We start from the raw sequence: 11,064 nt of genomic DNA, 5'->3' as shown, positions 1-11,064 counted from the left end.
AAAGTTCATGATCTTGCCCTGGGAAATAATCATGAAACTTACATTAAAATCAAAAAAGCTGGCTAATCTTTCCAATAAGCAAGTTGAAATTGCAGCAACGGCCAAAGTGGCTGGTGGGGCAGTGATCACTGGTTGCTATTTTCCATGTAAGCCGCAAACCCATACAGGTAAGTAATTACCTATTGATGGGTTGATAGCTGAATCAACATAAATCAGCTTCACCACTTCTGCCTATTAGCTGGTTGGTGTACCAGCCAGCTAATATAAAGTTCTAGTTAGCAGTGATCTACACAGTATTTGTACCGCGTTTATTAACCTCCTTGTCATATCTTTCCATCATAAACTCTGGTTGGGTTGGACATTCAAAGCCAAATTGTCGATATAAATCGTGGGCATCATGGGTTGCGAGTGTAAAGCGTCTTAATCCTTGTAACTTGGGGTGGGTCACGACGGCATCAATAAGCTTTTTGCCAAACCCTTTGCCACGAAATGGTTCAAGCACAAAGACATCCAATAAGTTAGCAAACGTAGCAAAGTCGCTGACCACCCTAGCAAAGGCGATAAGTTGCCCCCCTTCAACTAAGGCGAAGCAGAGTGAATTGTCCAGTGCGGTACGGAGCTTATCTTGGTTAATACCTTTGCTCCAATAACTCCTTTTTGAGAGAAACAAATACACATCATTAAATTGCTGTTTGCTCAATTGGTTAGTTAGTTTCATGTTTAGCCTCTCAATATTTAGTTAATGTGAATTAGGGGGAGGCAAGCGAGCAACAGGCCAGCCATAACGTAATTAAAGTATTTTTGATGCTTTGGATTTTGCAGCCGTTGACTGATGACCTTACCAAAGTAAATCCAACTGAAGCCACTGAACAGAGCGATGAGGTTAAACATCAGTACACCAAGTACAGCTGATGGCCAATAGAGCTCGCCGGGTAAGGTCAATGCGGTGCTCAGTGAAAGAAGTGTTGCAATACACTTAGGGTTTATAAGTTGAAATATGGCCGCTTGTAAAAATGACATAGGCCTATGTTTTTCATTTTTAAGGCTACTAGGTGCACTACTTTGAGAGATCTTAAAAGCCAAAAACAAGATATAACCGCTGGCTAACAGTTTAAAAAACATATGCAAACCGGGACTACTAACCAGCATCTGGCCTAGTCCGATGAGCATGATAAGGTGGATCAAAGTCATGCCTGCGCGAATTCCCGCGATATGAGGCACCGTTTTTCTGATCCCGAAATGTGCGCCTGAATAAGTCAGCAATATATTGTTTGGTCCTGGAGTAATTGAAGCTGCAAAACTAAACATAACAAGGGCAGGTATTAGAGCGACAAGATCCGCAGTTGGCATTATTGTTCTCCTATATTGTATTGATACAATTGTTGCTATTTGCTCTGTTATTCATTAGTGTCATAAATACAATTAGTCATCAATTTATTTATTGTTATGAATACAATTTGGCACCCTGAGATTGAAGCGTTTAATAGACTTGCTCAAGAGCAACCAAAATACATGGCATTGGCTCAATTAATTGAACAAGCCATTGATAAAAAACAATTGTGTTTTGAGCAGCGGTTACCAGCTCAAAGGACATTGGCTGACAGCCTTAAAATTACGCATGGCACCGTGACACGTGCCTATGTGCTTCTGGAGCAGAGAGGGTATGTCAGTGCCAAACTGGGGGCGGGTACTTATGTGTCTAAACGTAGCAGTGTGAATATGATTCAAGGTGTCAGTGACCTTGCATCAAGTGTACAACCTAGCATGGGACAAGATGCAGTTATGGCTGCGGCCATGCAGTCGCTTTCTAGTAATGTTGCGGACCTCAGTGAGGTAATGACATACAAATTAAATGGCTTGGAACAACATCAACGCTTTTATCGAGAATGGTTAAAGCTCAAAGGGTTTGATTGTGAGCAACACGATATCGTCTTCACTCAGGGAGCACAGCAAGGAATTTTCGCTTGTTTATCTGCTTTATGTGAACCTCAAGATATAGTGCTGCATGAAGCGCTCACATACCCTGGTTTTTTCAAAGCGTGTGAAAGTCTTCATATACAATATCAAGGTGTGCCAATGCTGGAAGACGGTATTGATCTGCAAGCATTGGAAAGTATTTGCCAATCGTGTTCAGTTAAAGCAATTTATATCACCCCAAACTGCCAAAACCCGACCAATATACAATATAGCGACGAAAAGTTAGCCGCTTTGTTAGCAATGAGTCGTAAGTATCATTTCTTCATATTGGAAGATGATGTTAACTATTGCTTACCCGAGATGTGGCGATTACCGTTGTGGCAAAAAGCACCGGATAGAGTTTTTTATATTGCCAGTTTTTCAAAGTATTTCAGTGGTGGTTTAAGAGCGGGCTATGTGCTTGCCCCTTTGCTTTGGCAGCAGTCGGTGATTAATGCAATTCATGCGCAGTGTTGGTCTGTTTCAATGATGAATTTTGAATTACTGATGCGTGCCATTCAGGGGAAGGAGTATGAATATGTACAAAATAAACTTGCTGATGAGTTGAGGTATCGAAAGCAAGCACTTCATAATGTGTTGGCGCGTTTTGATTTACACGCACGTTTTGCAGGGCTAAATGTCTGTCTGATGCTGCCTGATGAACTGAATATGCACTATATTGCTGCGCACCTAAAAGGTCATAGTGTATTGGTGCGGACGTTAGATGTGTTTGGCTCGAAATATGAACCCACAACGTTAAATGGGATCCGCTTTACTTTAGGCGGACCAGCCAGCCGGGTGGAGTTTGACGTGGCCATGACTCGATTGCAAGATGCACTAACGCAATTAACAGAGCGCGCTGATATCGTGATTTAGCTGTTATGGTGTGTGTGGGTGGAGCGTATAAATCTCACACCCTAGAGGCGTTTTAGTCTTTTTTGACCGCAGCAACAACAGAGACTTCAACAAGTAGCTCAGGCCTTGCCATTGCGGCTTCTACACATGCACGTGCAGGGGCGTGGCCTTCAGGTACCCAAGCATCCCAAACTTCGTTCATCTGTGCAAAGTACTGCATGTCACTGATGTAAACCGTGGCACTTAACAGGTGATATTTATCGCTGTTGGCTTCTTCTAATAGAGCATCTACCTTGTCTAACATCGTTTGAGTTTGTTCTTGGATGCCCTGAGTGGCATCTTTACATACTTGTCCACATAGGTAGATGGTGTCATTGTGCACTACAATTCGACTCATACGCTGATTGGTATGTTTGCGAGTGATAGTCATGGTGTTTCCTTAGTTTGGTGCCATTCGCGATGGCTGATATGACAAAGTCAGAATAATTCCTAGCTACTTTATCACATCAGGCTTTTACCTTCAGGTATTGTGGATAGCACCAAAAGCGCTTACTTTGTGCAACCGCGTTACACGGAAATCATTAATAACCCGATCGCGCAAACAATAGTCAGTCCGATAAAGATATTGGCAAGGTTGCCTGTATCTCCAATGGGTTCGGCTATCGCTTCTGGTTCAGGTAAGCGCTGCTGGGTCATGCGGTAATAAAAGTTGTCGCCATAACGGGCTCTTAGATCTTCGCGCGTTGTCCATTCTAACTGTTCAGTGAGATAAATTAGGATCTCACTGGAGATCAATTGCTTGTCATCTTCACATGTTTTTTGGTAGTGAAGAATTTGATCAAAGATCAGGGCGCTCAAGTCATCTCTGAGAGCATGTTCTTGCCCCGCAGGATGATCAACTAATAGCTGCCAAGCTGTCAGCTGATTGCGACGCAAATCGTTGCTTAACAGCGCTGTTAAATCTTCATTGAACTCTGTAAAAAGTGGGTGAGATAAACTGGTTTCAGCGGGCTTGAAGGGTTGTTTGAGAGTTTGCAAAGCAGCTTGGTAGGCCTGATTGAGAGCCGTAGTTTGCTCCTCGCTAACCTGCTCGGACTCAGAGTCTAGCTGTGCAAGTTTATGCTGATAAGCCGCTTCGATCTTTTGTAGATCGGAAGTCGGTTCAAGTTCTAATACTTTCCAAGGATCTATTGACACTGTTACGTTCACCTTTTTCAATCTTGAGCTAAAAGCGGCGCTGATGAAAGCGCACTAATAACCAAGAGTTTAGCAGATCCCATACAATAATCTAAATCTGCCACAATTGAGTTTGTACATATTTTAGAAAAAATTAAGTTTCCATGTCACCCTTTTTACAGCGTTTCATTCATGGATGAATATAAATGGTCTGCTGCTCACATAAAGTGTTGATACACGCCGAAACCACCGTTTTTCCGTGATAATTGCTCAGTTGTAATTGCGGTGTAGTTATAGGTTGATGATTGATAAACCACTGTGTTTTTTCTGGCCAAGAGGATGTTAAGGGCAAAATATCTAGTTGCGAGCGATAGTAATGCTGGCCACTTTGCAAAGAAGTTATTGCCGGAGGAGCATTTAGACTGTGTGATTCTGTTTTCTCCATTCCTTTTTTAGCACTCAACCACTGCGCTAATTTAGTCGGCCAATTTGGTGTTAAAGAAAAGTCGCCGTATAGATCCATTGTGGGCGGTGTCATGCCATTTATAGTCAGCGCTTGGTGTTGTTCGGCACACTCATTGTGGGATACTTGCGTAATTGATCTGCCACTGGGCCAGCAGATTAAGGCTTGTTCAACCCCTGTTGGCTTTACAAGTGTTGTATGATCTTTAGGTAACAAGTCAAAAATATCAAACATGATCGGGGCCGCTTGTGTGGCGCCTAAGTAGCCTAACATTGGACTGGAATCTGGTCGCCCCACCCACACTGCAACTGTATAGTCGGTGCTGACGCCCACTGACCAGAAATCTCGGTAGCCATAGCTAGTGCCTGTCTTCCATGCAATTTCTCGGCGAATAGAGGGGACAACCCTATCCGGTGCACTTTGCGAGCTGAGCATTTTAAACAAGATCCAGCTACTTTGAGGGCTTAATATTCTTGCATTACTGGGTGTTAATACTGCCCCAAATTTGTTTTGTGTGTCGTCTATTTCCAGCATTTGCAGTGCTTTAACCTCACCTCCACTGACCAACGCCCTATATAGTTTGGCAAGAGAGAGCAAATTGGTTCCAGTTCCCCCTAAACCAACTGATAAGTTAGCTTTTTGATGTGAAAGTTGAATATCGGCCTTTGCTAAGTTGGCTTCAAACTTTGTTGGTGAAATGCGGTTTAGTAGCTGTATAGCTGGCACGTTCAGAGATTTTTGTAATGCTTGTTCAGCAGTGATAGCACCACTGAAATAACCATTGAGATTCTGCGGTTTATAACCATTAAAGTCGGCAGGAATATCACTGAGTAAGCTCTTACTATGGATCAGCCCCAAATCTAAAGCTTGGCCGTAAATAAAAGGTTTAAGCGTTGAACCAGGAGAGCGGGTAGCTCGAACCATATCGACGTGAGCAAAACGGCTTAAGTCGTTAAAATTAACTGAGCCTTGATAGGCAATTATCTTCGCATCACGATTCTCTACAATGAGTGCTGCCGCTGAAGCTTTGCGCGGCAACCGAGTACTGACGCTGTGCAATAGTTTATGCAGTTTACTTTGTAACTCATAGTCAACAGTGGTATTGATTTTATGGCTAAGTGGATACTGTTTTTTCAAGTACCTTCCTAGTAGCGGAGCCAAATGAGGTTCAGTTCGACCAAATAAATTGATGGGTTCTGCTGTCAGTAGGTCAAACTGTGCTGTATCTATTAAGTTACCTTGTTTTAGCCTATCAAGCACTTTGTTACGCATACTTTTTGCCAAATCGATATACCGATCAGGGCGATAGCGAGAGGGCTTTTGTGGCAGTACCACAAGCAAAGCCGCCTCGTTTTTATTGAGTTGTTTAGGATGTTTACCAAAGTACTTTATTGCAGCCGCGCCAATGCCTTCGATATTGCCACCATAGGGGGCTAGATTGAGGTAAAAGTTAAGGATATCGTCTTTGCTATAGTGCCACTCTAGTTGAATCGCCCGTGCGATTTGGTGCAGTTTACCTGCAACTGTTCTATCGTGAGGGTCAATCAATCTTGCCACTTGCATAGAGAGTGTTGAGCCCCCTGAAATCACTCTTCCATTTGTGAGCCACTGTCCGGCAGCGCGTACTAACGAAAGAGGGTTTACACCGTAATGATAGTAAAACCAGCGATCCTCATAATGTAATAGTGCGTCGAGGTAAAACTCACTTACTTCAGAGTTCTCAACATGATAACGGTGTACACCCTGTTGGTCGCCGAATGCACGTAACGTCATTTGATCGCTTGCGGTGATGCGTGTTGCAGGTCCATGCGGGTAAATGGGGGGGAGTGGATTATGATAATGCCAGAGTATGGCCATCATCATGAGCACAAATGGCATGAAAAATACTGTGATAAGGGCTTTTTTAAGGGTCATGTGACTACGGCTAAGTTGAGTTGTAGGCAGTGCATTACCGCACTACCTACTTGCGGATTGATTAAACCTCTAACGCTCTATGGAAAGTGTAGAAGGGTACTGTCTATAAAGCACATGCTTTTGGGGTTTATACATCGACTCAAAAAAGGTCGGTGGGTTACCATAAACACCGGGGATCTCAGCGCGAAGTAAATAAGCAAGTTGTTGCTTTCCTTTATTTATTTCTGCGGCAGCTACATACCTATCATGACGGTATTCTTGATGTTCAGTGTTAGCGAGAGTGACATTTGGCGGTAACGATTGCTCGATATCGAGATCTTGCAATAAAGCTGGATTTTCAAGTACGAAACCTGCTGGAATGCGATCTATGATAAGTGCATCCGAGATATGTTCTTTACTATGTATATCCAAAACTACCACTACGCGGTCACCCACTTTTAGCGTGATATTTTCGTCCATAGGTTTACCATCAAGTGTAAACCAGCGCCTTAAAAAGTGTTTCATTTTGATGGTGTTAAACGGATTGACTTGGTTAGCGATCTGCTCATCAAGCTTGACGTAGCCCTTTGCCAGTTGCTGAATGTAGAGATTGTGCTCCCCAGTATTGGCAATCGAAAGAGCTGGGGTCAATGGGTGTGTCACCAAGCCTTGTTGTGTATTTGGGCGGTTATCTATCGTTACGTCCACATGTTGCTCGTTCTGTTTGGCATTTGCAACGGCACTGCGCAGCAATGCTGCACGTTCTTGTGTACTTAGCCAATCTTTGTCAGCAATTTGGTCGGGCAGTTGCTCAAGCAGGGAAGTACGCAACTTTTGCGCTTTATGGCGGAGATCCTTTACCTGTGCAATATCACTGAGGGCCAGAGTTGCCAGTGCTGAATCACGAATATCACTACCATAATCAGAAAAGTAACCCCCAACCCTTGGCTGTTTATAATACAAGTTTAATAAATGTGCGCTGAGCGAGCTTGCACCTGTGTTAGCGTAAGCAGCAGCTAGGTGCAGTAGGCTTAGTTTAGATGGATGGGTATTCAGATTCAGTGCTTCCAGATCACTGAAACTCAATTTCCCTAATCGACTAGAAAGGTAAGCTGCGTAGCTTTTCGCTGCAGTCGCTTCTGATTGTGAGATTGTTAAGTCATCAACAAAATCTCCACGAGCATATCTAAAGACACGGTACTGCGCGTCTTTTAACATACTGCTTGGCACCAATTCTGGGTAGTTGTTATCAATATGTGTGAGCAGGTCGGTAACATAGACTGTTAACCAAGGTTTCTCCACGGCATAACTGCCCCATAAACCAAAGCCGCCAGTGGTTTTCTGCATGGTTTTTAAGCGCTTAATTGCAGCACCTAAAAAGGCTTGATTAGTAGATAGTTGGGCATTTTTACTTAAAGTATTTTGTTGAAATTTATCTAGCTGCGCGTGTTTAAGCGCAAATGGCCAAGCCTTACTTGTGGTTTGCTCGGCGCAACCATACGGATAGGCATAGAGACCTGTTGCAAACTCAGCGATATTAAAAATAGGCCCATGGCTGACGAGTAGATCACCTTCTTTACCTGGCACACTAATGAGTCCTGACCATACGTCTTTTGAAACGGTCATAGATTTGCCAGGCTCTAATATTTGGTTGGTCACATGGGTAGCCCAAGGTTCTAAATATTTAATAGGCACACGCCAGCTTCTGTTGACATCAACCCCTTGCCCTTGAACTGATAAAGTAAAAGTGACCACGTTATCTGGACTGGTTTTTGACACGATGAGAGGCTGAATGTGACTCCAGTTTTTCCCATCTTCTAATGCAACAATTCGTGAAGCATTATCGGGCATCTCAATATCTGCATCTGTTTGCAAATTAACAGTTAAACTTTGTGCATCGCCACTAACATTGTGTAAATCAATGGCGATGCTTGAGATGTCACCAGGAACCAAAAAGCGCGGCACACTGAGTTCTGCAACAAGCGGCATACGGATAACTTGGTTTTGTACTAACTGACCAACTTGTTCGTCATTAAATGCCGTTACTATCAGCTGAGCTTCACCGTTGTAATCTGGTAATGTAAGTTCAACTAGTGCCTCCCCATTAATCAGTTTTACCGGTCTGGACATCAACTGAATAGTTTTACTTTCCACCAAGTCGTCATTTCGATTGGTGTTGTTATTGTTGTTGTCACTACCAAATCTTGATTGTGCAAAAGGGTTTGGTCGAGGGTCGTATTGGCGAGAGTACAGATCAATGATATCGCCACTGTAACGACGCTGAGAGAACAAAAAGTCATGGGGGTTTTGAGGCTTAAAGCGGCTGAGATTGATGATGCCTCTATCAACCATGGAGACTGTCACCCAGCTGTTTTTATTTGGCTTTAATCCAGACGCTTTAACCGGAACTGCGATAGTTTGCAGAGGCTCAATGCTATCAGGGAGGCTCACTGCAAGCTGAAGGTTTCGCTCGGTTCTGTCCAGTTTGAGTGGTGAAATACCTAGGTATCGTTTCGGTGCATTTTGCTGTTGACCGAACAGACTGGCGGTAACATACAGGTCGTGACGGTTTAGCGTTTTGTTTATAGGCAAAGTAACTTTGGCTTCTCCCTGCTTTACAGCTAATTTTTGGCTCCAAAGTACCTTGTCTGACTCTAGGGTGACTAAAAGTTCACCGTCGATAGGGGAGTCAAAAGTCACTTCAGCCTTCTCGCCAGCAGTGTAAACCGTTTTATCCAAAGATAATTGAAGGTGCTCAGGTTTTGCAGGGTATTGTCTATATCCGCGATACCAGCCAGCATAAAAGTGATGCAGGGTCTTTGTGCCAGAGCTGAGATCAGTGGCTTCTAGTTTGTAGTCGCCCCAATCGACGGGTAATTCAATGCGCGTGGTATCTGCGTTTAAATCGACAACCAGTTGCTGCTCCTTACGCCATTGATCTTGCTTCTTACGTCTCCAACCAATACCTTCCTCGTACACCCAATAGTGTTGGCCTTGGTCATAATACAAAGTTAATTTGACGCTGCCTGATTCGAGCTTTTGACCATTTGGGCTAAGCAGTGCAACGTCAAATGCGGCATTGGAGTTGTATTTGAAGGTTTTACTCAGCGGTTTTAGTGCGGGCAGGTTAGTATCCTTCCAACTTGTAAACGTCATGCTACGCTGCACAGCTGCACCACCAGACTCTTGAAGGGCAAATAACACTTTGGTTTCTATTGGACTTTTAATCTTTCTCGCGCTTGGTGTTGAAATAGCGACAGATGCAGTTCCCTCTTCAGACATGCGCTTTTTGGGCAGTGACTTATATCGACTTGATAAATAAAAGTCTTGGCCAACAATAAAGTCGTTGTAGGGCCCAGCAAACTGACGAATAGGGTGATGAGAAACGTCCGTTGTGAATCGATTGCCAGCCGCAGGGCTTCCAAAGAGATATTTACCAGTTAAATCAATATGATTGCTTTGTCCTGATAAAACAAATTGTGATTTTGATGCAACTTGCAGGTCCATGCGTTCAGGGACAAATTCTTCTAATTGAAACTGAAGTTCATTGAGAGATTGATTGGCACTTGGGTCTAGATGTACGCCAACCGTATAGCGTCCCGTAGGCCAACCTTTGGCAGTAGTGAGTAACTTTTCAAAGATGCCTGCATCGCTGATGTTTAAGGTTTCTTTAACAATCTGCTCTTGATGTGGGTTTTTAACCGTTAGGGTGAGCGTCTCTCTATCTAAGGCGATACCATCTTGGTCGCGTAGTAAAACATTGATAGGCAATGTATCGCCTGGTCTTACCAAATCTCTATTACTGTAAATATAAGCTTCAGTATCTTGATATACTCGCCCACCAAGGGCGTAACCGGATAAATCAAGCGGAGTCTCTTTTAATGGTAACAACGCAACTTCAGGTGACTTTCCATTGCCTATGTACTCTACAAATACGATGTCATTTTCTTCTGCTGTGAATGAAAAGCTGATATTCCCTTGAGCGTCTGTTTTACCTTGTCTAATTAACTCGTGCTTTCTATAGATACTGACCTTTGCATTTGCAACGCGAGTACCATCATTTAGTTTATTAACACTAAAGTGAGCATGTTTTTTCTGGAGCCTAGCTTGTATGCCTAGTTCTGTAAGTAGCATATGTTTAATTTGAATATCATTAAACACGCCAGCTGCTTTAAGGGTGACAATATACCAACCTGACGCTAAATGTTTGGGAATCGGTAACTTGGCACTGTGGATTTCTTCAGGACTGCTTTTTGGTAACGTAAATCTATCGGCAAACACACTATTGAAGCTATAACTGAGACGATCTAGGGCGCTTGGATAGAGGTTGTCGTTTAAATAATAGCGATTTAAGAAGTCATGGGGGCTGGTTAAATGCAGGATTTCAACATCTACTTCTGTGGTGTTTTTATAGCTAATTGGAATCGCTTGTCCACTACCTTTTGGTACTAGTGGTCCAGAGCCAACAATGGCTACATGAGGTGTTTGGCGAGTTTTGCTGTTTGCTTCAAGTGCACTGTGCCAGCCTAATAACATGAGCAAACAAAAGCACATTAAGCTATATGTTCGCACATTCCTTATGTTCATGATTTTCCCCTATATTCTAACTGCATTTTGAACAAGTTTAAGTGATTCAAATGAATACTGGGTGATTATCCAATGAATTCTAAGTTAGAGTAAATGCTTAGTCTCAAAGTATTAAAAAATAAATGGCGCTGAAT

Annotated in this window: 8 protein-coding genes; 2 read left to right on the top strand and 6 right to left on the bottom strand. The window is 43.1% G+C overall.

Annotated features, from left to right (window positions below):
• The first annotated feature begins 31 nt into the window (after nt 1-31).
• Complete coding sequence (locus tag N475_RS25310) at nt 32-175, top strand: hypothetical protein (protein WP_155730875.1); 144 nt, start codon at nt 32-34, stop codon at nt 173-175.
• A 111-nt stretch (nt 176-286) separates the two neighbouring features.
• On the opposite strand, the gene N475_RS01180 is transcribed toward N475_RS25310, so the two are convergent.
• Both N475_RS01180 and N475_RS01175 read right to left on the bottom strand, forming a co-directional pair.
• Nucleotides 287-718, bottom strand: a complete 432-nt coding sequence (locus tag N475_RS01180; protein ID WP_063356727.1) for a GNAT family N-acetyltransferase — start codon at nt 716-718, stop codon at nt 287-289.
• Between the two features lie 17 nt (nt 719-735).
• Nucleotides 736-1,350 carry a LysE family translocator gene (locus N475_RS01175; RefSeq protein ID WP_063356726.1) on the bottom strand — a complete coding sequence of 205 codons (615 nt, stop codon included), beginning with the start codon at nt 1,348-1,350 and terminating at the stop codon, nt 736-738.
• Between the two features lie 96 nt (nt 1,351-1,446).
• Between N475_RS01175 and N475_RS01170 the strand changes: the two genes are divergently transcribed.
• A complete protein-coding gene (locus N475_RS01170) occupies nt 1,447-2,832 on the top strand; it encodes an aminotransferase-like domain-containing protein (protein ID WP_063364550.1) in 1,386 nt (461 codons plus the stop codon).
• Nucleotides 2,833-2,884: 52 nt separating this feature from the next.
• On the opposite strand, the gene N475_RS01165 is transcribed toward N475_RS01170, so the two are convergent.
• From N475_RS01165 to N475_RS01150, 4 genes are all read right to left on the bottom strand, one after another.
• A complete protein-coding gene (locus tag N475_RS01165) occupies nt 2,885-3,241 on the bottom strand; it encodes a RidA family protein (RefSeq protein ID WP_063356724.1) in 357 nt (118 codons plus the stop codon).
• Between the two features lie 137 nt (nt 3,242-3,378).
• The gene (locus tag N475_RS01160; RefSeq protein WP_063364549.1) at nt 3,379-4,008 is read right to left on the bottom strand and encodes a J domain-containing protein; all 630 of its coding nucleotides are present in this window, start codon (nt 4,006-4,008) and stop codon (nt 3,379-3,381) included.
• A gap of 169 nt (nt 4,009-4,177) precedes the next feature.
• Nucleotides 4,178-6,364 (bottom strand): penicillin-binding protein 1C, encoded by a 2,187-nt coding sequence (pbpC, locus tag N475_RS01155; protein ID WP_227008478.1) that lies wholly within the window; start codon nt 6,362-6,364, stop codon nt 4,178-4,180.
• 69 nt (nt 6,365-6,433) lie between these two features.
• A complete protein-coding gene (locus tag N475_RS01150; protein WP_081232356.1) occupies nt 6,434-10,930 on the bottom strand; it encodes an alpha-2-macroglobulin family protein in 4,497 nt (1,498 codons plus the stop codon).
• Nucleotides 10,931-11,064 lie beyond the last annotated feature (134 nt).

The organism is Pseudoalteromonas luteoviolacea DSM 6061 (assembly GCF_001625655.1).
Classification (GTDB): Bacteria; Pseudomonadota; Gammaproteobacteria; order Enterobacterales; family Alteromonadaceae; genus Pseudoalteromonas; species Pseudoalteromonas luteoviolacea.
This window is presented reverse-complemented; position numbering and strand designations above follow the sequence as displayed.

What these genes read in the sequence shown, in the direction of transcription:
- N475_RS01180 (WP_063356727.1), bottom strand. Translation starts at nt 718, where the DNA reads ATGAAACTAACTAACCAATTGAGCAAACAGCAATTTAATGATGTGTAT.
- pbpC (WP_227008478.1), bottom strand. Translation starts at nt 6,364, where the DNA reads ATGACCCTTAAAAAAGCCCTTATCACAGTATTTTTCATGCCATTTGTG.
- N475_RS01165 (WP_063356724.1), bottom strand. Translation starts at nt 3,241, where the DNA reads ATGACTATCACTCGCAAACATACCAATCAGCGTATGAGTCGAATTGTA.
- N475_RS25310 (WP_155730875.1), top strand. Translation starts at nt 32, where the DNA reads ATGAAACTTACATTAAAATCAAAAAAGCTGGCTAATCTTTCCAATAAG.
- N475_RS01175 (WP_063356726.1), bottom strand. Translation starts at nt 1,350, where the DNA reads ATGCCAACTGCGGATCTTGTCGCTCTAATACCTGCCCTTGTTATGTTT.
- N475_RS01150 (WP_081232356.1), bottom strand. Translation starts at nt 10,930, where the DNA reads ATGAACATAAGGAATGTGCGAACATATAGCTTAATGTGCTTTTGTTTG.
- N475_RS01170 (WP_063364550.1), top strand. Translation starts at nt 1,447, where the DNA reads ATGAATACAATTTGGCACCCTGAGATTGAAGCGTTTAATAGACTTGCT.